19 protein-coding genes and 2 riboswitches are annotated in these 20,819 nt (G+C 61.8%); of the genes, 14 read left to right on the plus strand and 5 right to left on the minus strand.

Annotated elements, in window-relative coordinates:
- Positions 1 to 750: 750 nt before the first annotated feature.
- The 4 genes from BFR47_RS01435 (at position 751) to BFR47_RS01450 (ending at position 3,262) form a co-directional block, all read left to right on the plus strand.
- On the plus strand, positions 751 to 1,689 hold the full coding sequence (locus BFR47_RS01435; protein WP_071471414.1) for a PDC sensor domain-containing protein: 939 nt from the start codon (positions 751 to 753) through the stop codon (positions 1,687 to 1,689).
- Between the two features lie 86 nt (positions 1,690 to 1,775).
- Entirely contained in the window at positions 1,776 to 2,177 is a 402-nt protein-coding gene (locus tag BFR47_RS01440; RefSeq protein WP_071471415.1) for a hypothetical protein, read from the plus strand.
- A 33-nt stretch (positions 2,178 to 2,210) separates the two neighbouring features.
- Complete coding sequence (locus tag BFR47_RS01445; protein WP_071471416.1) at positions 2,211 to 2,876, plus strand: hypothetical protein; 666 nt, start codon at positions 2,211 to 2,213, stop codon at positions 2,874 to 2,876.
- Between the two features lie 35 nt (positions 2,877 to 2,911).
- Positions 2,912 to 3,262, plus strand: coding sequence for a DnaJ family domain-containing protein (locus BFR47_RS01450; protein ID WP_071471417.1), 351 nt, complete (start codon positions 2,912 to 2,914; stop codon positions 3,260 to 3,262).
- A gap of 92 nt (positions 3,263 to 3,354) precedes the next feature.
- On the opposite strand, the gene sstT is transcribed toward BFR47_RS01450, so the two are convergent.
- Positions 3,355 to 4,575 (minus strand): serine/threonine transporter SstT, encoded by a 1,221-nt coding sequence (gene sstT, locus BFR47_RS01455; RefSeq protein WP_071471418.1) that lies wholly within the window; start codon positions 4,573 to 4,575, stop codon positions 3,355 to 3,357.
- Positions 4,576 to 4,950: 375 nt separating this feature from the next.
- On the opposite strand from sstT, the gene BFR47_RS01460 reads away from it, so the two are divergent.
- The 6 genes from BFR47_RS01460 (at position 4,951) to BFR47_RS01485 (ending at position 13,183) form a co-directional block, all read left to right on the plus strand.
- Positions 4,951 to 8,697, plus strand: coding sequence for a hypothetical protein (locus tag BFR47_RS01460; protein ID WP_071471419.1), 3,747 nt, complete (start codon positions 4,951 to 4,953; stop codon positions 8,695 to 8,697).
- Positions 8,688 to 9,044 carry a hypothetical protein gene (locus BFR47_RS01465; protein ID WP_071471420.1) on the plus strand — a complete coding sequence of 119 codons (357 nt, stop codon included), beginning with the start codon at positions 8,688 to 8,690 and terminating at the stop codon, positions 9,042 to 9,044. Before BFR47_RS01460 ends, BFR47_RS01465 begins: the two co-directional genes overlap by 10 nt.
- A gap of 104 nt (positions 9,045 to 9,148) precedes the next feature.
- Positions 9,149 to 10,066, plus strand: a complete 918-nt coding sequence (gene osmF / locus BFR47_RS01470) for a glycine betaine ABC transporter substrate-binding protein OsmF (protein ID WP_083398962.1) — start codon at positions 9,149 to 9,151, stop codon at positions 10,064 to 10,066.
- 269 nt (positions 10,067 to 10,335) lie between these two features.
- Entirely contained in the window at positions 10,336 to 11,487 is a 1,152-nt protein-coding gene (locus BFR47_RS01475) for an ABC transporter permease (protein ID WP_071471421.1), read from the plus strand.
- Positions 11,484 to 12,446, plus strand: coding sequence for an ABC transporter ATP-binding protein (locus tag BFR47_RS01480; RefSeq protein ID WP_071471422.1), 963 nt, complete (start codon positions 11,484 to 11,486; stop codon positions 12,444 to 12,446). The genes BFR47_RS01475 and BFR47_RS01480 overlap by 4 nt, the downstream gene beginning before the upstream one ends.
- Positions 12,443 to 13,183 (plus strand): ABC transporter permease, encoded by a 741-nt coding sequence (locus BFR47_RS01485; RefSeq protein ID WP_139215079.1) that lies wholly within the window; start codon positions 12,443 to 12,445, stop codon positions 13,181 to 13,183. Before BFR47_RS01480 ends, BFR47_RS01485 begins: the two co-directional genes overlap by 4 nt.
- A gap of 17 nt (positions 13,184 to 13,200) precedes the next feature.
- Here the strand turns inward: BFR47_RS01485 and BFR47_RS01490 are convergent, their stop codons facing one another.
- From BFR47_RS01490 to BFR47_RS01500, 3 genes are all read right to left on the minus strand, one after another.
- Positions 13,201 to 13,881, minus strand: coding sequence for a type 1 glutamine amidotransferase domain-containing protein (locus BFR47_RS01490; RefSeq protein ID WP_071471423.1), 681 nt, complete (start codon positions 13,879 to 13,881; stop codon positions 13,201 to 13,203).
- Positions 13,882 to 14,056: 175 nt separating this feature from the next.
- Positions 14,057 to 15,358, minus strand: a complete 1,302-nt coding sequence (locus tag BFR47_RS01495; RefSeq protein WP_217645423.1) for an LLM class flavin-dependent oxidoreductase — start codon at positions 15,356 to 15,358, stop codon at positions 14,057 to 14,059.
- Positions 15,358 to 16,131, minus strand: coding sequence for a 3-oxoacyl-ACP reductase (locus BFR47_RS01500; RefSeq protein WP_071471424.1), 774 nt, complete (start codon positions 16,129 to 16,131; stop codon positions 15,358 to 15,360). Before BFR47_RS01500 ends, BFR47_RS01495 begins: the two co-directional genes overlap by 1 nt.
- 48 nt (positions 16,132 to 16,179) lie before the next feature.
- A riboswitch (TPP riboswitch) is annotated at positions 16,180 to 16,285 on the minus strand.
- A gap of 175 nt (positions 16,286 to 16,460) precedes the next feature.
- On the opposite strand from BFR47_RS01500, the gene pyrC reads away from it, so the two are divergent.
- Positions 16,461 to 17,516 carry a dihydroorotase gene (pyrC, locus tag BFR47_RS01505; RefSeq protein ID WP_071471425.1) on the plus strand — a complete coding sequence of 352 codons (1,056 nt, stop codon included), beginning with the start codon at positions 16,461 to 16,463 and terminating at the stop codon, positions 17,514 to 17,516.
- A gap of 146 nt (positions 17,517 to 17,662) precedes the next feature.
- Positions 17,663 to 17,770: riboswitch (TPP riboswitch) on the plus strand.
- Between the two features lie 99 nt (positions 17,771 to 17,869).
- The gene (locus tag BFR47_RS01510; RefSeq protein WP_071471426.1) at positions 17,870 to 19,309 is read left to right on the plus strand and encodes a sodium:solute symporter family transporter; all 1,440 of its coding nucleotides are present in this window, start codon (positions 17,870 to 17,872) and stop codon (positions 19,307 to 19,309) included.
- A 146-nt stretch (positions 19,310 to 19,455) separates the two neighbouring features.
- On the opposite strand, the gene BFR47_RS01515 is transcribed toward BFR47_RS01510, so the two are convergent.
- Positions 19,456 to 19,827 carry a cupin domain-containing protein gene (locus tag BFR47_RS01515; RefSeq protein WP_175514044.1) on the minus strand — a complete coding sequence of 124 codons (372 nt, stop codon included), beginning with the start codon at positions 19,825 to 19,827 and terminating at the stop codon, positions 19,456 to 19,458.
- A 254-nt stretch (positions 19,828 to 20,081) separates the two neighbouring features.
- Here BFR47_RS01515 and BFR47_RS01520 point away from each other — a divergent pair, with 254 nt between their 5' ends.
- A complete protein-coding gene (locus tag BFR47_RS01520) occupies positions 20,082 to 20,351 on the plus strand; it encodes an RNA recognition motif domain-containing protein (RefSeq protein ID WP_071471427.1) in 270 nt (89 codons plus the stop codon).
- Positions 20,341 to 20,814, plus strand: a complete 474-nt coding sequence (locus BFR47_RS01525) for a YehS family protein (RefSeq protein WP_071471428.1) — start codon at positions 20,341 to 20,343, stop codon at positions 20,812 to 20,814. Before BFR47_RS01520 ends, BFR47_RS01525 begins: the two co-directional genes overlap by 11 nt.
- Positions 20,815 to 20,819: the final 5 nt, after the last annotated feature.

Below are 20,819 nucleotides of genomic sequence, written 5' to 3' on the forward strand. Positions count from 1 at the left end.
AAGGTGGTGTCACATGCCTTGCATTGGAACCGAGGATGACCCGCAGAAGTCAGTCCTCTACGGCGGTAAAGAGTGCTAGGTGCATCAGCATAGAGCCCAAATTGTGGGCATTCTATGTTGTGGCAGCCGAATCCATCCTGCCGGTAGACCTTGGATAATACTGGTTTGTAACGAAGTCGCTCTACCTCTTCAGAGACAGCAATGTTGCTCTTTATCATGTAGATACGACCACAGCTAACACACTGAATGCATGATTCTTTTTTCATTCCTGTCAGTTTGTAGTGTGGGTCTTTTCTACTCTGGGTAGGGGATATGTTGAAGTTTTGGCAAGTTGGGTTCACGCAGACGTTCAGATCGACATTATCTGCGGTTTTCTCTGGAACCCTTGGTTGAGGTGCTTGGCCGGATATCTGTCCCATGGATGCCACCCATTAGCTGTATGTAAATACAGTATGGATGTGCATCCATGTGTTATCAACCACTCACCTTATGCACACGAAAGGGGAATGGCTTGGAATTACTCACCGGCCTTTTTACGTTCTCCAGACCCGGAGCCTGCCGGCGGCGACGACGAGCTGGCCTGATCCCTGTTGAGCGGCGCCCCGCTGCCCAACATCAGCCAGCAGCCCTGCTCCCGACGAGATCACATCCTTAACAATTATCTGGTTTCCATATCGAATACTGTCATCTACTTGCGCTACAGTCGTGACCTCAGCATTCACCCATTGCAAGCCAGAGAACCCCTCAGCCGTGAGCACCCACAATCATTTCCGCCTGCTGGAGCAGTACCAGCAATACGAGTCCGTCATCCACAGCCTGATGGAATCGATCATGACCAGCCTGAACGGGCCTGCGCTGTTGCAGGACAGTCAGGCCCAACAGCAGAGCATCGACTACCTCAGCCGGGCCTATCCCTTTGTTGAGCTGCTTTACAGTCTGGACAGCGACGGCATCCAGCTGATGGACTCCGCCAACAGCCCCACCATGAGCGAGCGCCAGCGCCGTTCGCTGGGCAAGGGCAGTGACCGCAGCCAGCGTCCCTATGTGCTGGCCGCAAAACAGCAGGCCAATGCCGTTGTGGTCACCAGCCCCTACCTGTCGAATGCCACCCATCAACTGGCCATATCGGTGGTACAGCATCTGGTGGACGAGCAAGGCCGCGATCGCGGTTACCTGGTGATCAACTTCAACCTGCGCCGCCTGATTTCCTACCTCAACGGCGACGAGATGCGCTTTCGCTGCCATCACTACTTCCAGTGGATCTACGGCCTGATCGGCGGCCTGCTGATCCTGGTGGCGGCGCTGTTGTTGTATTCGGCGTTCGAATCTCTGGTGTCGGTGTTCGATGAAGACAGCAATATCGCGACCGGCGCCTTCGGCACCGTTATCCTGATCACCCTGGGGATGTCGATTTTCGACCTGGGCAAGACCATCCTCGAGGAAGAGGTGCTGGTGAACAAGGATATCCACCATCACGACTCGACCCGGCGCACCATCTCCCGCTTCATGGCGGCCATCATCATTGCGGTTTCTATCGAAGCCCTGCTGCTGATGTTCAAGTCTCTGCTCGACGGCGATGGCGGCAACCAGCTGATCAATGCGGTATGGATGCTGATGGCCGCGGTGGCCATGCTGGCCGGCCTGGGGGTCTACCTCAAACTGAGCCGGGACAACCAGACCGCCGACTAGCCGCCCTCCGGGCGGCTCAGCCTGCTAAAATGGAAAGTGAGCGCACACTCTGATGCGATATTTTTCCCGCCTGCTGGAGGCGCCCGATGAACATCCTGCTTCGGTATGGCCTGCTGATCGCCCTGCTGGGGACGGTCCCGAGCGGCGTGCAGGCCACGCCAGGACTACTGGACGGGATGAGCTTTGTCGGCCTCAATGGCGAGGCGGGCAAGCCCCTCGACCCGGATGAACACGAGGAAATCACCTTTCACGACGGCCTGTTCACCTCGGTGTCCTGCGAGCCCTATCATTTCGGGAGTGCAGAGTATTCAACCACCGAAGTTGACGGTGCCATTCATTTCACCGCGGTGACCGAGAGTCCGACCCACGGCAAGATAAGCTGGCAAGGGGTGGTGAAGGGCCGCACCGCCGAGGTCGGCTTTGTCTGGACCAAGGAACGCTGGTACTGGAATACCCGCCGGGAATACTGGTTCAGAGGCACCCTTTAGCAATAAGGCATGCCATGCTCGTGAAAGGCGTATATGACTGACTCACATCAAGATCCTGACGGAAATAGCCGACTGGCCCGCTACCTCCGACTCGCCCTGCTGGTCGGCATTATCATCGTGCTGAACATAGGGGGCGGCTGGCTGGCCCGCCAGCTCAACCTGCAGCTGTTTCCCCGGCACGATACGCTGATCGGTTTGGTGATACTGACGGCAGCCTGCCTCTATATTCTGCTGATGGCGATACCCTTCATGCCCGGCATAGAAATCGGGCTGGCGTTGATGATGCTGCTGGGCAGCGAGGGCGCCCTGCTGGTTTACCTGTGCACCCTTGCCGCCCTGTCGCTCAGCTTCCTGATCGGTTGGCTCATTCCGCCTCCCCTGATCCGCTGCCTGCTGAACTGGCTGCACCTGTACCAGGCCGGCGATCTGGTCAGACAGCTGGCTCCCCTGGGCCGGCAACAACGGCTGGCCCTGCTCGGCGAGCGGCTCCCCAGACGCATCGCACCGCTGCTGCTGAAATACCGCTACCTGACCATTGCCGCCGCCCTCAACCTGCCGGGCAATACCCTGATTGGCGGCGGCGGCGGCATCGGCCTGGTGGTGGGCATGAGCAGGCTGATCCCCTTTCACGGTTTTATTATGCTGACAGCCCTGGCCGTGGCGCCGGTGCCAATCTGGTTTTTCTTTTTCGGCGGATAGGCCGGTCACCCCCTCTGCCACAGACAGGAGGCAACATGTGGTTAATCGACAAGCTGGCCGAACAGGCCATCGACAAGGCCCGGCGGGAAGGTCAGCTCGATAACCTTCCCGGTGCCGGCAAACCGCTGGTACTGGAAGACGACAACCAGGTTCCCGAGCCGCTGCGTGCCGGCTACCGGCTGCTGAAAAACGCCGGTTTCCTGCCGCCGGAGCTGGAAGCACGCAAGGAATATCTGGCACTCCATGAATTGCTGGAAACGGTAGCCGCACCCCAGCAGGCCGAGCTGCAACGCCGCCTCCGCCAGCTGGAACTGACCCTGGGCGAGCGTTTCAGCCAGTTGCCGGCAGCGGCAAAACAGCAGCTTGCCGCCAAAAAGTCAGGCTGATCCGGCCACCAGCGTCGTCAGGCATGAAATGCAAAAGGCCGGTTGGCGTGCGCCAACCGGCCTTTGGATTACCGGGATGGTTTACTGTCGGTTCAGGCCTTGTGCTGATCGGCCTGGCAGGCGGCGGCGGTAAACAGCACGTCGGTAGAGCTGTTGAGGCCGGTTTCTGCCGAATCCTGCAGCACGCCGATGATGAAGCCCACGGCCACCACCTGCATCGCCACCTCGTTGGAGATACCGAACAGGCTGCAGGCCAGCGGGATCAGCAGCAGCGAGCCACCGGCCACGCCGGAGGCGCCACAGGCAGAAACAGATGCGATCACACTCAGCAGCAGGGCGGTGGCGATGTCTACCTCGATACCCAGAGTATGCACCGCGGCCAGGGTCAGCACGGTAATGGTGATGGCGGCGCCGCCCATGTTGATGGTGGCTCCCAGCGGGATGGACACCGAATAGGTGTCTTCATGCAGATCCAGCCGCTTGCACAGGTCCATGTTGACCGGAATGTTGGCGGCGGAGCTGCGGGTGAAGAAGGCGGTCACGCCGCTCTCACGCAGGCACTTGAACACCAGCGGATAAGGATTGCGACGGATCTTGTAATAGACGATCAGCGGGTTCATCACCAGGGCGATGATCATCATGGAGCCGATCAGTACCGCCAGCAGCTGGGCGTAACCCCACAGGGCCTCGAAGCCGGTGTCGGCGATGGTGCTGGCCACCAGGCCGAAAATACCGACAGGCGCCAGCCGGATCACGAACTTGACGATGCCGGACACGCCGTTGGCAACATCCCGGAACAGGTGCTTGGTGGAGTCGGCACCATGACGCATGGCCAGACCCAGGCCGATGGCCCAGGCCAGCACACCGATGAAGTTACCGGTCAGCAGCGCATTGACGGGATTATCCACTACCTTGAACAGCAGGGTCTGCATCACCTCACCGATGCCCTCGGGCGGAGAGGCCTCGGCGCCGCTGGTCACCAGCACCAGCTCGGTGGGGAAGACAAAGCTCATCACCACCGCGGTCAGAGCGGCGGCAAAGGTACCCAGCAGGTACAACGACAGTATCGGCTTGATGCTGGTCTGGTTGCCCTGCTTGTGGTTGGCGATGGACGAGGCCACCAGCACGAACACCAGCACCGGCGCCACGGCCTTGAGCGCGCTGACAAACAGGCTGCCCAACAGGCCGACCGAGGTGGCGGTGGCCGGCGATGCAACTGCCAGCAGGGTACCGGCGATGATGCCGATCAGGATTTGAGTGACCAGGCTGCCGCTGTTGGCGACCCGAAGCAGAAGAGGTTGTGTTTGGTTCATAGTCATCCTTTGATGGGCGAAAATCCATCTCATACGCTAAAGACGCTGCGACTTTATAGCAGAACCGACTAGAAAAAAACCAAAAGTGCAGCATTTTGCAACAGCCGACACATATGAACCCGCTTTTATGCTATTTTTGGATATATAAGAAGCTATAAAATTACGTTTCGAAATAAAAAAGCCGTCTTCTCCCCGCACCAGACAGCCATCCCTCGGAGAATGTCGACCGTTAAGGCAACCCAGATCTATTGCCGTTTGACTCTATTTCCTGCCAGCTCCTGCTACGCTTGATAATCTATCGGCCACATCGTTGCCAACCGACCATCAGGCTCATAACAATGCCGATATCGCCGTCGCTGCCAAGGAAGGAACCCTATGCGCCCCGTCACCATGGTTTTCTTGTTGATGTTGACCTTGCTGCCGTTCACGGGCAGGGCCCTGAGTCCGGAGCAGGTACCTGCTCCGCTGCAACCCTGGATTGACTGGGTACTGCACGGCGAAGAACAGCGTCACTGCCCCTTTGTCTACCATCAGGGGACCGCCTACCAGTGCGCCTGGCCCACCCGGCTGGCGCTGAACCTGAGTGATAACGGCGGTCGCTTCAGCCAGCAATGGCAACTCTATCGGGAAAGCTGGGTGCGACTGCCCGGCGACCATAAATACTGGCCCCAGCAGATCACCGTTAACGGCGAACCGATGCCGGTATCGGCGGACAAGGGCACACCCCGAATCAAGCTGCCCGCCGGGAAACATCTCATCGAAGGCCAATGGCAGTGGACCCGATTGCCGACAACGTTGCCCCTCAACCCCGCCACCGGCTTGCTGGCACTCACTATCAATAATAAACAGGTAGCGTGGCCGGAACTGGATAAAACAGGCCGCCTCTGGCTCGGCCAACGCAAGGCCGGTGCCGAGGATACCCCCCCTCGGGGAGATGCACTGACGCTGCAGGTGTATCGCAAGGTCGAAGACAACATTCCCCTGCAGATCACCACCCTGCTCAATCTGGAGGTGGCCGGTGAGCAACGCGAACTGCTGCTGGGCCCGATGCTGCTCGACCAGCAGATCCCGCTGCAACTCGACAGCCCCCTGCCCGCCAGGCTCGAACCCGACGGCCGCTTGCGGGTACAGGTACGCCCCGGTCGCTGGAGCATCCGCCTGCTCAGCCGTCATCCGGACCCGGTGACCCGCCTCGCCGCGCCCACCGTGCCCGCTCCCTGGCCGGAACAGGAAGTCTGGGTGTTCCAGGCCGTCAATCAGCTGCGGCTGGTCGAGGTCGAGAATTTGGTCGCCATCGATCCACAGCAAACCAGTCTGCCGCAAGACTGGCAACGTCTGCCCGCCTACCAGCTCGGCCAGGGTGAACAGATGCAGCTCAGGGTGATCCGGCGCGGCGACCGGGAGCCAGAGCCGGATCGGCTCGGCCTGCAGCGCCAGCTGTGGCTGGATTTCGACGGGGGTGGCTACACGGTGCAGGACAGCATCACCGGCCGCATGACCCGGGGCTGGCGGCTGGAAACCACCCCGGCCCTGCAACTGGGCCGGGTTTCCATCGACGGCCAGCCCCAGTTTATTACCCGTCAGGAAGACTCGGACCGGCTGGGCGTGGAAGTCCGTCGGGGGGCGCTCAATCTCAGTGCCGACAGCCGCTATGAGGGGGACATCCGCACCCTGCCGGCGGTGGGCTGGGATACCGACCTGCAAAGCCTGCACACCCGGCTGCACCTGCCGCCGGGCTGGAAGCTCTTTTCCGCCTCGGGCATGGATAACGCCCCCAGTACCTGGCTGCAACGCTGGACCCTGCTGGATTTGTTTCTGGTGCTGATCGCCGCCCTGGCCGCCTATCGCCTCTGGGGCTGGCAATGGGGCTTGCTGGCCCTGCTGACCCTGGTTCTGATCTGGCACCAGTCCACCGGCATGGGGCCACCGCGCTGGGTCTGGCTGCATCTGCTGGCGGCCACGGCGCTGCTGCGGGTGCTGCCCGCCGGCCGGCTGCGACAGGGGATGATCGGTTATCGCAATCTCAGTCTGCTGGTGCTGCTGCTGATCGCCATTCCCTTCATGGTGGCCGAGGTGCGCACCGCCATGTACCCGCAGCTGGCGCAGGCCTCGGCCTATAACCCCTTTCCCGTCGAAGCCGAAGCCCCGATGGAAATGACCACCGGCGCCGAACAGACATTACCGGCCACGGCACCGTTGCGGGAACTGGCCGACAAGCGGCAGGCCTCGTCCTATGCCTCCGGCCAGGGCAAACCGCTGACGCAACTCGATCCCGATGCCCGGGTGCAAACCGGCCCCGGCCTGCCGAACTGGCAATGGAACAGCGTCGAGCTAAGCTGGAACGGCCCGGTGCAACGGGATCAGCAGATCCGGCTGGTGCTGCTGTCACCCGGCATCAATCTGCTGCTGAACCTGCTGCGGGTGGCACTGGTCAGCCTGCTGGTACTGCGTATGGCGGGGGTAAGCTTCAGCCGTGGTCGCGGCTTCCATCTGCAACAGGGCCTGTTGTCGGCTCTGGTGCCGATATGGCTGCCGGTTTCGCTGCTGCTGTTGTTGACCCTGCCGAGCCCGGCCCGGGCGGACATGCCGGATGCCCGGCTGCTCGAGCAACTGAAAACCCGGCTGCTGGCTCCGCCCGACTGCCTGCCTGACTGTGCCCAGATATCCATTCTGCGCCTGACTGTCAGCCCGCAACAACTCGATGCCGAACTGGAAGTACATGCCCAGGAAGCGGTCGCCGTGCCCCTGCCGGCCAACACCGATCACTGGATGCCGCGCCGGGTACTGATAGAGGGGGTAGTGGCCGAGGCGCTGCTGCGTGATAGAACCGGCACCCTTTATCTGCCGCTGTCGGCGGGCATTCACCGGGTCAGGCTGAGTGGACCCCTGCCCGAGCAGGACGGCGTACAGCTGCCCCTGAGCCTGCGCCCTCATCGGATAGAAACACAGATGGATGGCTGGGCCCTGCAAGGGGTGGATGAAAATGGTGTGCCCGGCGATCAGCTGCAGTTGAACCGGATCCGCCCGCAAAGCGCCGCGGCGGAGCACAACAGACTGGAGCCCGGCATGCTGCCGGATTTTGTCCGGGTGGAGCGGATACTGCGGCTCGATCTGGACTGGATGGTCGAAACCCGGGTCTCCCGCCAATCGCCGGCCGGACAACCTATCTCACTGGAGATACCGCTGCTGCCGGGTGAGTCGGTACTCACCGACGGCGTGCGCGTACAGGACGGCAAGGTCATGCTCGATCTTGCCGCCAGCCAGCAACAGGCATACTGGCAGTCCCGTCTGGAGAAAATACCGCACCTCATCCTGACTGCGCCCGACACCCGTCGCTGGACCGAAACCTGGCGCGTGGATATCAGCCCGATCTGGCATCTGGAGAGCAGCGGCATACCGGTGATCCATCATCAGGATCAGACCGGTAACTGGCTGCCGGAATGGCGGCCCTGGCCCGGAGAGCAGCTCAGGCTCGATATCAGCCGCCCCGCCGGAGTCGACGGTCAAACCCTGACCATCGATCACACCCGGTTAAAGGTGCAACCCGGCAAGCGCGCAATCGACGCCAGCCTGCGACTGCACCTGCGCAGCAGCCAGGGCGGCCAGCACAGCCTGCAACTGCCCGACAAGGTGGAACTGCTGGCGGTGACTATCGACGGCAAGGCCCAGCCGATCCGTCTGCAGGGCCAGACCCTGACCTTTCCGCTGACGCCGGGCGCCCAGACCCTGGACGTCCACTGGCGCCACAATGACGGCATCAGCCCGCTGCTCTATACGCCGAACATCGAGCCGGGCAGCGCCAGCGTCAACAACAACATCGAGCTGGAACTGGGCCGGGACCGCTGGATCCTGTTCGCCATGGGTCCGCGGATGGGTCCGGCGGTGCTGTTCTGGAGCCTGCTGACCATCACCCTGCTGCTGGCCGTCGGGCTGAGCCGGGTCTCCTTCACCCCGCTGCGCCTGCATCACTGGCTACTGCTGGGCATAGGACTGACCCAGGTGCCCTTGTGGATGGCGCTGATGGTGGTGGCCTGGCTGCTGGCCCTCGGCCTGCGTGGTCGCTGGCAGCATGCGGAAGCGGCCGGCTGTTCAATCTGGTCCAAATCGGCCTGGTGCTGCTGACCATCGCGGCCCTGAGCTATCTGTTCTATGCCATACAACAGGGCCTGCTGGGCCTGCCCGACATGCAGATCAGCGGCAACAACTCCTATGCCAGTACCCTGCGCTGGTATCAGGATCGAAGCGAGGCCGCGCTGCCCCAGGCCTGGGTGCTGTCGGTGCCGCTGCTGGTGTACCGGTTGCTGATGCTGGCCTGGGCACTGTGGCTGGCTTTCGCCCTGCTGAACTGGTTGCGCTGGGGCTGGGGTTGCTTCTCCAGCCACGGCATCTGGCGACCATTGCGGCTGCGGATCGCGAAAAACGACAAAAATGAGCCAAGGGGCCGCCGAGACAATCAGCCCAGGAGCTGAGCAAGGCGAACCGCAAATACCGGTTAACGGTTTACCGAGGGTCTGGCTTTGCATAGAGTATCCTTATGCATTCGGGACCCATTCTCAAGACAAGGAAAAACGACATGAAAAAGTCGCTGGCTTCGGCCGTGTTTACCCTTTCCATGGCCGTGGCTCAGCCCGCTCTGGCCGCCGACTCCATAGTGGTGTCTTCCAAGATCGACACCGAAGGCGGCCTGTTGGGCAATGTTATCTATCTGGCGCTGGAAAATGCAGGACTCGAGGTAGAGAATCGTTCTCAACTGGGCGGTACCCCCATAGTACGCAAGGCCATCATCTCCGGCGAAATCGATATCTATCCGGAATACACCGGCAACGCCGCCTTCTTTCACCAACGGGAAGAAGACGCGGTATGGAAAGACTTTCAGCAGGGTTACGATCTGGCCAAACAGCTGGATTACGACCAGCACCAGCTGGTGTGGCTGACGCCGGCCAACGCCAACAACACCTGGGCCATCGCGCTGCGTCAGGATATCGCCGATAGTAACCAGTTACATACCATGTCCGACTTCGGCCGCTACGTCAGCCAGGGGGGCGAGGTCAAGCTGGCCGCCTCGGCCGAGTTCGTCTCCAGCCCGGCGGTCTTGCCCGCCTTTCAGCAGACCTATGACTTCACCCTGAGCGACGATCAACTGCTGGTGCTGTCCGGTGGTAACACCGCCGCCACCATCAAGGCGGCGGCGCTGCAGACCGACAACACCAATGCCGCCATGGTATACGGCACCGACGGCGCCATCGCCTCGGTCGGCCTGGTGGTCATGGAAGACGACAAGGGCGTGCAACCGGTCTACGCCCCGGCACCCATAGTGCGCCAGCAAACCCTGCAGGCACACCCCGAGATCGCCGGCATACTGGAACCCATCTTCCAGTCGCTGGACGTCAAGACCCTGCAGCAGCTGAACAGCCGCATCGCCATCGGTGGTGAAAGCGCCCAGGCCGTCGCCAGAAGCTACCTGTCCGACAAGGGCTTTTTGAAGGACTGATGCCATCGGATTAAAGATGCGTGAAAATTGCCAATAACACCGTTAAACGTGTACGCATCGGACAAAGGGTCCACTCCGCCGACTCGCTGCAAGTACATCCATGTACGCTCTCTGTTTCATCCCTGAAACAGAAGGTCGGCGGAGCAGATCCCTTTGTCCTCCTTTACGCTCTGGTGTCGCCTGTCTGCATTACCACCAGCACCTCGGTTGCTGCTGAGAGACAGCAATATAAATCGGCGGTTTTTTTAAGTCTGTGCCAGGAGTCTTTTTTGAAGTTTTCCAATCTGGACAAGGTCGGCGGCATACTCGGGTTCGCCCTGCTGCTGTCGCTGTTTGCCCTGCCCTTCGTCAGCCTGCAACCCAACCGTATCATGCCCGGCCAGCGCCTCGGCCTGCTGGAGGCAGCCAGCCTCAATACCCTGATGCCACTGCTGCTGATGTTAGTGCTTACCAGCCTGACATCCCTGTTCAAAACGGCAATACGCATCCGTTTGGTGCTGACCCTGATAACGCTGATGGCGCTGATGTATGCCGTCGGCGCCGGCGCATCCCAGCAGCTAAGCGATGCCAGCCCCCTGGCCCGGGTTTCCCTCAACGCCGGCTTCTGGCTGGCGATATTCTGGCTGGCGCTGCTGATCACCGACGCCGCCATCAAGCTGGCCTTGCGTCCCCTGCCCCGGCTGGCGCTGGTGACCCTGATAATGACGGCGGTGATGGCCCTGCTGGCCGCCGGCCACTGGGACGATCTGTCGCTGCTGCGGGAATATCACAACCAGACCGACTTCTGGGGCCAGGCGGTGCGCCATCTGCAGCTGTCGCTCGGCAGCATAGTGCCGGCGGTGCTGGTCGGCATTCCGCTGGGGGTGCGTAGTCATCGCTCGGCCCGCCTCAAGGCCATGGTCTTTCCGGTGCTCAATGTCCTGCAGACCATTCCCAGTCTGGCCATGTTCGGCCTGCTGATGATCCCCCTCAGCCTGCTCGCCACCGGCTACCCGCTGCTGGCCGAGCTGGGTATCCGCGGCATCGGCGCCGCACCGGCGGTGATAGCGCTGTTCTTCTATTCGCTGCTGCCCATCGTCAGCAATACGGCCCTGGGCTTCGACAAGATAGACGCCCGGGTGCGGGAAGCCGCCACCGGCATGGGCATGAATGCCCGCCAGCGACTGTGGCAGGTGGAGTTTCCGCTGGCCATGCCGGTGATCCTCACCGGCCTGCGAGTGGTGGTGACCATGAACATCGGCCTGGTGGCGGTGGCGGCCCTGGTGGGCGGTGGCGGCTTCGGCACCTATATCTTCCAGGGACTGGGCCAGACCGCCACCGACCTCGTGATCCTCGGCGCCGTGCCGACCCTGGTGCTGGCCTTTTTGTTCGCCATCGTCATCGACACCCTGATAGCCCTGCAACGAGGCGGCAAAGCATGATCGAAGTAAAAGCACTCAGCAAACAGTTTGGCGCACAAATGGCCGTCAATAACCTCTCGCTCAAGGTAGATCGCGGCCAGTTCTGCATGCTGGTCGGTACTTCCGGCTGCGGCAAGTCCACCACCCTGCGCATGATCAACCGGCTGATAGAGCCCAGCGGCGGCCAGATCCTGATCAACAATCAGGATGTTACCAGCCTGCCGCCGGAGCAGCTCCGGCGGCGCATCGGCTACGTGATCCAGGGGGTGGGACTCTTTCCGCACCGCAGCATCCATCAGAACATTGCCACCGTGCCCCGGCTGCTGGGCTGGAAAAAGGCGGATATCGATGCGCGGGTCACCGAGCTGCTGACCCTGTTCAAGCTGGATGCCGCCACCTTTGCCGGCAAATATCCGCACCAGCTGTCGGGCGGCGAACAGCAACGGGTGGGCGTGGCCCGTGCCCTCGCCGCCCGGCCGGAACTGCTGCTGATGGACGAACCCTTCGGCGCCCTGGATCCACTGACCCGGGAGCTGCTGCAGGATGAATTGTTGCGGGTGCAGAAGCTGCTGGGCATTACCATCATCATGGTGACTCACGATCTGGAAGAAGCGATGAAGATGGCCGATGTCATCGCGGTGATGGACAAGGGCGAGCTGCTGCAGCTGGATACCCCCGAGACCCTGTTACGCCATCCACGAGAGGGCTTCGTGCAGAGTCTGGTGGGCGGAATGGACCGCTCCCTGCATTTGCTTGCCATCAAGCCGGTGAGCCAGGTGATGACTCCCCTGTCTTTGCAACAACAGCAACAGCCATCGCCGTCACCGGCCCCCACCATCGAGGCCAACGCCAACCTGCGCGACGCCATGGCGCTGCTGATCTGGGAGCAGGCGGAACAACTGCAGGTGGTGGATGCCGACGGCACCCCCATCGGTCGAGTCACCATGCATGATCTGCTGCAACAGGGCGCCAGAGCATGAAGATCTCCTCTGTTCGCGGCTGGCTGGCCATCGGTCTCCCCCTGCTGCTGTTGCTGATCATGACCCTGAAGATGCCATGGCTGGAGCCGCTGTTTCGCCCGCTGGTCGATGCCCGGGCCCCTGCCATCTATCCCCGCGACAGCTTCCTCAACCTGCTGATCTGGCATCTGGCGGCGGTATTCATCGCCATCGCCGCCGCCACCCTGGTGGCCCTGGGTGGCGGCATTCTGGTCACCCGTGCCGCCGGCCGGGAGTTTCTGCCCCTGGCACGGGCCATCGCCAACCTGGGCCAGACCTTTCCGCCGGTGGCGGTGCTGGCGCTGGCGGTGCCGGCGCTGGGCTTCGGTCTGACACCGACTCTGGTGGCACTGTTTCTCTACGGCATGCTGCCGATCTATGAAAATACCGTCACCGGCCTGCAGCAGGTGCCCGCCAGCGTGCGCGAGGCGGCGCGCGGCATGGGCATGAGCCCGCGCCAGCAACTGTTGTCGGTGGAGCTGCCGCTGGCGCTGCCGATGATCATCGCCGGTATCCGTATTTCACTGGTGATCAGCATCGGTACCGCCACCATAGGGTCGACGGTGGCGGCCAAGGGGTTCGGGGAAGTAATCATCGCCGGCCTGCTGACCGACAACATGGCTTTCGTGCTGCAGGGCGGCATCATGGTGGCATTGGTGGCCATCCTGATCGACGCCATGTTTCAACGGTTGGAGCGGCGGCTGTCGCCGCCGGGCTGAAGCGTCAGTGCTTCAACTTAATGCTTCAACAGGGCCAGCAAGGCCTCGGCGGCAGGCTCGGAAGAGGCCGGGTTCTGACCGGTCACCAGCAGGCCGTCGGTTTCCACATGAGGATGCCAGTCATCGGCCTTGCGATAGTCGCCGCCGTTTTTCCGGAGCATATCCTCCACCAGAAAAGGCACTATGTCGGTCAGCTGCACCGCGGCTTCTTCGCTGTTGGTAAAGCCGGTCACCCGCTTGCCGTCCACCAGGGGTTTGCCGGTGCCAGAACGGACATGGCGCAGCACCGCCGGAGCATGGCACACCGCCGCCACCGGTTTGCTGGCCGCGGCAAAAGACTCGATCAGCGCGATGGAGTCGGCATCTTCCGCCAGATCCCACAGGGGACCGTGGCCACCGGGATAAAACACCGCATCAAAATCGGCTGCCGACACCTCGGCCAGCTTGTGGGTGCTGGCCAGCTCCGCCTGGGCGGCCGGATCTGCCCGAAAACGCTCGGTAGCAGCGGTTTGGGCATCGGTTGCATCGCTTTTCGGATCCAGCGGCGGCTGGCCGCCCTTGGGTGAAACCAGGGTGATGGTGGCGCCCGCATCCTTGAACACGTAATAAGGGGCGGCAAACTCCTCCAGCCAGAAACCGGTTTTCTCGCCGGTATCCCCCAACTGGTCGTGGGAGGTCAGTACCATCAGAATACGCATATCGACTCCTTGTTCGTTACAGAACACACGCTTGTACCAATCTGACTAACCATAGGATCATGTCGCTTCAGAGGCAGCAGGGCCGAATTGTATGTCGAAGCACCGGCTTCATCCTATCAGTGTTATCAGGGTAGTCGACGACACAGAAGATGATAGTGTGCCGTCGACATTAGGCTTACTCGGGCCGGGGCAACCCCAGATGATCGCGCAGGGTGGAACCCTGATATTCGGTACGGAACAGGCCGCGGCGCTGCAGTTCCGGTACTACCTGTTCGACGAAATCCTCGATACCGGCAGGCAGCGAGGGCGGCATCAGGTTGAAGCCGTCGGCACCTTCGTTGCGGAACCAGTTTTCCATCCTGTCGGCAATCTGCTCCGGGGTGCCGACCATGGTGCAGTGGCCGCCGCCAGCCGCCAACCGCCCCAGCAGCTGGCGCACCGTGGGTTGCTCGGTTTCGATGATCCGCAATATGGTGCCGTAGCGGCCCTTGGGGCCGGTGAAGGCCTCCAGCGAAGGCAGTGCCGGCACCGGTGCGTCCAGCTCCCAGCTCATGCAGTCCTGCTCGGTAAAAAGTCCGAGCTGGCGCAACGAGGCTTCCACCGGCAGCAATTCGTCCAGCTCCCGCTGTTTGGCTTTGGCCTCGGCTTCGGTCGAGGCCACATAGGTCACCAGCCCCGGCATGATGGGCACAGCCGCGGTTCTGCCCGCTTGCTGCACCCGCCGCTTGATGTCCCGGTAGTAGTCCTGAGCCGCCGGCAGATCGTAGGCCACCGCGTAGATGGCTTCGGCGCGCCGGGCGGCCAGCTCCCGTCCCTGCTCCGAGGCACCGGCCTGGAACAGCACCGGGTGGCCCTGGGGCGGACGCGGCACATTGAGCGGCCCGTCCACCAGGAAGAATTCGCCGTGATGATTGATGGGCTGCACCCTGGCCGGATCCGCATAATGGCCCTGCCGGTCTAAGGTCAGCGCATCTGCCTGCCAGGAATCCCACAGCTTGAGCACCGCCTCCACAAATTCATCGGCACGGCGATAACGCTCCGCATGGCCTGGCATGGTCTCATAGCCGTGGTTGCGCGCCTCCACATCGAACATCGAGGTCACCACGTTCCAGCCGACCCGGCCACCGGAAATATGATCCAGCGAGGCCACCAGCCGGGCCGCATGAAAGGGGGTGTAAAAGGTGCTGGAGACGGTGCTGATCAGGCCGATGCGGTCGGTGGCCCGGCTCATGGCCGCCATGGCCGTGAGTGGCTCCAGAAACCAGTGGCTGCCGTCGGCCACATTGCCCGCCGACTGGCCGTCGGCGAAGAACACCGCGTCCAGCTTGCCGCGCTCGGCGGTCTGCGCCAGCCGCTCGTAATAACGGATATCTCCCAGCTGTTCCACCGATGAGGCCGGGTGACGCCAGGCCCCCTTGTGATGCCCACAACCGAGCAGAAACAGGTTGAGGTGCATCATCCGTGATTCCGCCGTCATCAGTTTTTCACCAGACCGCCATCCACCACCAGATTCTGGCCGGTGACCGAGCGAGACCAGGGCGAGGCGAAGAACAGGGTGGCATCGGCAAATTCCGCCGGCGTGGTCACCCGCCGCAGCGGGGTAGCGGCGGCGATGTAGTCGAACACCGCCTCGGGCGTGGCGGCAGAGGCATCGGTGGTGCGCAGCAGACCGCCGGACACCATGTTGACGGTAATGCCGTCCGGGCCCAGATCCTGTGACAGGGTGCGGGTCAGCGACAGCAACGCCGCCTTGGCGGCGGTGTAATCGTGATAAGGCACCACCGGATTCTGGAACAGGTTGGTACCGACGTTGACGATACGGCCGAAGCCCGCCTCGCGCATGCCGGGCAGTGCCGCCTGGGTGGTGTTGAGTGCGCCCCTGACCACGCCTTCCAGCTGCTGGTTGAGATCTTCCCAGCGCAGCTGATCGGCATTGGCCCGGCCATCACCGTTGAAGGAGAAAGCCGGCAGGGCGTTGTTGACTACTGTGGTGATCGGGCTGCCGAAATGCTCCCGGGCGTGGGCGAACATGGCCTGCACCGCGCCGGCATCGGACACATCCGCCTGCACCGCCAGCGCCCGGCCGGGCGCCTCTGCCGCCAGTTTTTCGGCGGCCTCGGCGCTGTTCAGATAGTTGATCACCACCCGCGCGCCTTCACGCAGAAAAGCCCGCACCAGATGTTCGCCCAGGCCGCGTCCGCCACCGGTAACCAGCACCAGCTGTTCGTTCAGATTGATGGAAGTTTGCATTGCTACCTCTTGTTAGAGGCGAAGGCATGGACGGGCAGAATATGCCGCTAGCCGGCTGGCTGACATCCCTTCGCCAGTATGAACTGGATCAGGTTCGACGGGTGTGTTCTCAGCCCTGCCGGCCTTTGGCCGCAGGACACCCCGTGTCACATTCAGACCATAGCACACCCCCGCTCGGGTTTAATAGCCCGAGAGCGGGTGCCGTGAGGGCTAGAAAAACCACCATCGGGGCCGCCTGTTTACCCCTCACATTTTCAGAAGTTTGGTGAAACCCTGCGGGAAGTGGATAATGAAACTCTGGATGTAATGGATAACCCGCCGAGCCGACTATGACCGCAAAAACGACCGCAAACACGACCACACTGACCATCACCCGCCCCGACGACTGGCACCTGCACCTGCGCGATGGCGAACAGCTGAAAGATACCGTTCGCGATGCCAGCCGCTATCTGGGCCGCGCCCTCGTCATGCCCAACCTGCTGCCACCGGCCACCACCACCGAGATGGCGCTGGCCTACCGCGACCGCATTCTGGCGGTGCGCCCGCAGGGCAGCCGGTTCGAACCGCTGATGAGCATCTACCTGACCGACAACACGGATCCGCAGGAAATCCGCAAGGCGAAAGCCACCGGCAAGATCATGGCCTGCAAGCTCTACCCGGCCGGCGCCACCACCAACTCCGACTCCGGCGTGACCGATGTGAAAAACATCTACCCGGTGCTGGAAGCCATGCAGGAAACCGGCACCCTGCTGCTGCTGCACGGTGAGGTGACCGACTCGCGCATCGATATCTTCGACCGGGAAAAGGTCTTCCTCGACACCGTTCTGCCGGATGTGGTGCGCGACTTCCCGCAGCTGAAAATCGTGCTGGAGCACATCACCACCGAACACGCGGTGAACTTCGTGGAACAGGCCGGCGACAACGTGGCAGCCACCATCACCGCCCATCACCTGCTGTTCAATCGCAACCACATGCTGGCGGGCGGCATTCGCCCGCATTTCTACTGTCTGCCCATTCTCAAGCGCAACACCCACCAGCAGGCACTGGTGCGGGCTGCCACCAGCGGCAACAAGAAATTCTTCATGGGTACCGATTCGGCCCCCCACTTCCAGCACCGCAAGGAAGCGGCCTGCGGCTGTGCCGGCGCCTATACCTCGCACGCCGCGATAGAACTCTACGCCGAAGCCTTCGAAGAAGCCGGTGCACTGGACAAGCTGGAAGCCTTTGCCAGCCACTACGGCCCGGATTTTTACGGCCTGCCGCGCAATGAAGACACCATCACCCTGGTAAGGGAAAGCTGGACCGTCGACGACACCCTGCCCCTGGGCGGCGACCAGCTGGTACCGATCCGCGCCGGTGAAACCATCGACTGGCTGGTGAAATAAGCCAGCCGCGCTGCCGAAATACAAACGCGGCCCTGCCGCGTTTTTTTGTGGGCGTCATCTGTGGCGCTTGCGCCTCCGGTACCGACTGTCCCTATCGAGCGGGCCGGACTGGCAATTGACAAGCCAGGGCTGCGTCCCTACTCTGGCGCTATTCCTGGGGGAGCCCTTGCGGGCTGAGACTCTGCGATAACACGCAGTAACCCTTCGAACCTGATCCGGATAATGCCGGCGAAGGGAAGGAAATGACTGATCCTCACTCTCCCTCCCGATCTGCCTGCCATTGCCCGGCGCCCTGTAGCCAATGAATGACTACCACCGCCATGCCTGTCCGTAACGGGCAAAGGGAGAACATCATGCTGGACACCACCGCCACGGTTCTGTGGCTTTGTTTATTTGCCGCCGTCTTTGCCATTCCCGGCCTGCTCTATGCCCGCCGCCGGCAAGACAAGCTGGAAGACTTCGTCGTGGCCCGCAACAGCCAGAACAGCACCGCCACCATGCTGACTCTGCTGGCCACCACCATGGGCACCTGGATCCTGTTTGGCCCCGCCCAGGCCGCCACCTGGGGTGGCGTGGGAGCCATTACCGGCTATGCCCTGGGCGCAATGGCGCCCAGGCTTATCATGATTCCGCTGGGCAGCCGCATCCGCACGCTGATGCCCGAAGGCCACACCCTTACCGAGTTCGTGCTCGGCCGCTATGGCCGCAGCATGTACGGCTTTGTGCTGGTGATCATGATGTTCTACCTGTTTATCTCGCTCACCGCCGGCCTCACCGCCATCGCCCAGATGGTGGCGCTGCTGGCGCCGGTGCCGCTGTGGGTCACCGCCACCATAGTGATGGGCGCCACCCTGATCTATACCCTGTACGGCGGGCTTAGGGTCACCATTTTCACCGACCGGGTGCAGATGCTGGTGATACTGCCGTTTCTGCTGCTGCTGATCCTGTTCGGCTGGCAGGCCGCCGGCGGTCTGGCACCGGCCCTGGCCGGGCTGCAGGAAAAAGCCCCGCATTTGCTGAATCCGCTCGATACCACCGGCCTGAAATCCGGTCTGACCTTTTTCATTGCGGTGGTACTGACCGGCCTCTTTTATCAGGGCACCTGGCAGCGGGTGTTTGCCGCCAGAGACAACAAGGTGATCCGCAACAGCTTCATTCTGAGCGGCGTGCTCAGCTTCCCCATCATCTTCATCATGGGCCTGTTCGGGCTGGTATTCGTGGGACTGGGGCTGCCCGGAGACGGCTCGGTGGCCCTGTTCAGCGTGCTGATGCCAAACATGCCGCTGTGGTTTGCCATCGGCCTGCTGCCCTTCGGGCTGGCGCTGATCATGAGCAGTGCCGACTCCACCATCAGCGGTATTTCCAGCATGATAGTGGTGGACCTGCGTCGCCTGCTGCCGAACATCAGCGCCCACAAGCTGCTTGGCCTGTCGCGCTGGCTGATCATGCTGTTGTCCGTTCCGGTGCTGATCGTCGCCTCTCAGGGCTTCAGCGTGCTCTATCTGTTCCTGCTTGCCGATCTGCTGTGCTGCGCCGCCGCCTTCCCGGTGTTCTTCGGCTTCTACAACGCCCGCTATCAGAGCTATAACGCCGTACTCAGCACCCTGGCCGGTCTGATCGCCGGCCTCTGGCTGTTCCCGGCGCCGGGAGAGCCCATCCGCTACCTGCTGGAGTCCTTCCTGCTGGCCACTCTGGTGCCGGTGCTGGTATCCGGCCTGCTGATGCTGGTGCCGAACCGCCAGCCGTTCGACTTCTCGATACTGCGCCAGCGCATCCGCAGCCTCGAAAGCTGATGACCCGGGAGCGGCCCTCCCGGGCCGTTCCCGTCTGGCTCCGACAAGCCGCCTGCATGACAAAAAGGGCCAGCCGCTACGTCAGCGACTGGCCCTTTTCCGGCCTTGTCCTTTACCAACCCGGTCATCGGGGACGAATCACCGCCTCACCGGGATTCGGGCACGAAAATCACATAGTATTTCTTGGTGAATTCCAGTACCTGCCAGGTCCCCTTGAAACCATAGGGGATCATGAAGGCGTCTCCCTTGCGGAAATCCTTGCTGTTACCCTGCTCGTCGGCGATGCGCACATAGCCCTCCAGGATATAGCAGAACTCGTTGCGCTCGCTCACCGCATGCCACTTGCCCGGTTCACTTTCCCAGAAGCCCGCATCCAGCTGCCTGGTGCTGTCGGTAAAGTAATTGGCGGTTCCCTGTCTGGGCGTACCTTCGAGCCGTCGCTCGGGAGGCGGCTCGCTGGCGGCAGGCGCCAGGGGATGGTGAGAAAAGGCCACCACCGTATCTATCGTCACCGGCATCACTCTCTCCTTGATATGCATAAAAGCCCGGGCCACAGCTTTGTCTTCCATGCAGGATTTGATTAGCACCAACCTACCCAGGCTGATGGAGCCAGCAGCGCAATGGCCTGCCCGGTGAACTATATTGCAACCAGTGGCGGGGCAGACGCCGGTCGGCGAATCTGTTACACTCGCCGCCCTTTTGCGCCATCACAGCCGCGCTTGTTTAGCCATCACACCCTTGTATTTCGCACCGGCGTCATACTGGAGACACCATGAAAATCATGATCCGGGGCCTGTCCCGCCTCACCACAGAAGACAAGGTACTGGCTCTGCTGGCACCTTACGGCCTGGTGCATTACTTCCATCTGGTCATGGATCCCAGCACCAACAATTCCAAGGGCTTCGGCTTCGCCTTCATGCCCAATCCATCCCAGGCCAAGGCGGCCATCAAGAGCCTGAACGGCATGGAAGTGGATGGTCAGAAAATTCGCGTGAAAAAAGCGGAAGTGAAAGCAGAGGAGCAAGGCGGCAATGACCAATAACGATATTCTGCGCCGCATCCGTTATGCCCTGGATCTGAACGACAAACAAGCCATCGCGCTGTTCGGTCTGGGTGACATCGCCATCGACGAAGCACAGTTTCTGGCGCTGCTGGCCAAGGAAGAAGATGCCAACTACCACAGCTGCAGCGACAAGCAAATTCTGGGGTTTCTGGACGGTCTGATCCTGAAGAATCGCGGCCCGCGCGAAGGTGGCCCGGCACCGCGCCCGGAGCAGGCCGAGCCCATCAACAACCAGGTGTTCAAGAAGCTGCGCGTAGCGCTGGAATTGAAAGAGGAAGACATTCTCGGGTTGCTGGCCCTGGCCGGTTTCACCGTCAGAAAGCCCGAGCTGACCTCGCTGTTCCGCAAGCCCGGTCACAAGCATTATCAACCCTGTGGCGATCAGTTCCTGCGCAACTTCCTCCAGGGGCTGGCGCTGCAGCGGCGCCACGGCGCCGAGTAAGCGCC

This window comes from Oceanisphaera psychrotolerans (assembly GCF_001870485.1).
Classification (GTDB): domain Bacteria; phylum Pseudomonadota; class Gammaproteobacteria; order Enterobacterales; family Aeromonadaceae; genus Oceanimonas; species Oceanimonas psychrotolerans.

Bases quoted from the DNA above. Each gene is read 5' to 3' on its own strand.
- BFR47_RS01445 (WP_071471416.1), top strand. From the start codon at position 2,211: ATGACTGACTCACATCAAGATCCTGACGGAAATAGCCGACTGGCCCGC.
- pyrC (WP_071471425.1), top strand. From the start codon at position 16,461: ATGACCGCAAAAACGACCGCAAACACGACCACACTGACCATCACCCGC.
- BFR47_RS01515 (WP_175514044.1), bottom strand. From the start codon at position 19,827: ATGCCGGTGACGATAGATACGGTGGTGGCCTTTTCTCACCATCCCCTG.
- BFR47_RS01500 (WP_071471424.1), bottom strand. From the start codon at position 16,131: ATGCAAACTTCCATCAATCTGAACGAACAGCTGGTGCTGGTTACCGGT.
- BFR47_RS01440 (WP_071471415.1), top strand. From the start codon at position 1,776: ATGAACATCCTGCTTCGGTATGGCCTGCTGATCGCCCTGCTGGGGACG.
- sstT (WP_071471418.1), bottom strand. From the start codon at position 4,575: ATGAACCAAACACAACCTCTTCTGCTTCGGGTCGCCAACAGCGGCAGC.
- BFR47_RS01525 (WP_071471428.1), top strand. From the start codon at position 20,341: ATGACCAATAACGATATTCTGCGCCGCATCCGTTATGCCCTGGATCTG.
- osmF (WP_083398962.1), top strand. From the start codon at position 9,149: ATGAAAAAGTCGCTGGCTTCGGCCGTGTTTACCCTTTCCATGGCCGTG.
- BFR47_RS01495 (WP_217645423.1), bottom strand. From the start codon at position 15,358: ATGACGGCGGAATCACGGATGATGCACCTCAACCTGTTTCTGCTCGGT.
- BFR47_RS01510 (WP_071471426.1), top strand. From the start codon at position 17,870: ATGCTGGACACCACCGCCACGGTTCTGTGGCTTTGTTTATTTGCCGCC.
- BFR47_RS01485 (WP_139215079.1), top strand. From the start codon at position 12,443: ATGAAGATCTCCTCTGTTCGCGGCTGGCTGGCCATCGGTCTCCCCCTG.
- BFR47_RS01450 (WP_071471417.1), top strand. From the start codon at position 2,912: ATGTGGTTAATCGACAAGCTGGCCGAACAGGCCATCGACAAGGCCCGG.
- BFR47_RS01520 (WP_071471427.1), top strand. From the start codon at position 20,082: ATGAAAATCATGATCCGGGGCCTGTCCCGCCTCACCACAGAAGACAAG.
- BFR47_RS01490 (WP_071471423.1), bottom strand. From the start codon at position 13,881: ATGCGTATTCTGATGGTACTGACCTCCCACGACCAGTTGGGGGATACC.
- BFR47_RS01480 (WP_071471422.1), top strand. From the start codon at position 11,484: ATGATCGAAGTAAAAGCACTCAGCAAACAGTTTGGCGCACAAATGGCC.
- BFR47_RS01460 (WP_071471419.1), top strand. From the start codon at position 4,951: ATGCGCCCCGTCACCATGGTTTTCTTGTTGATGTTGACCTTGCTGCCG.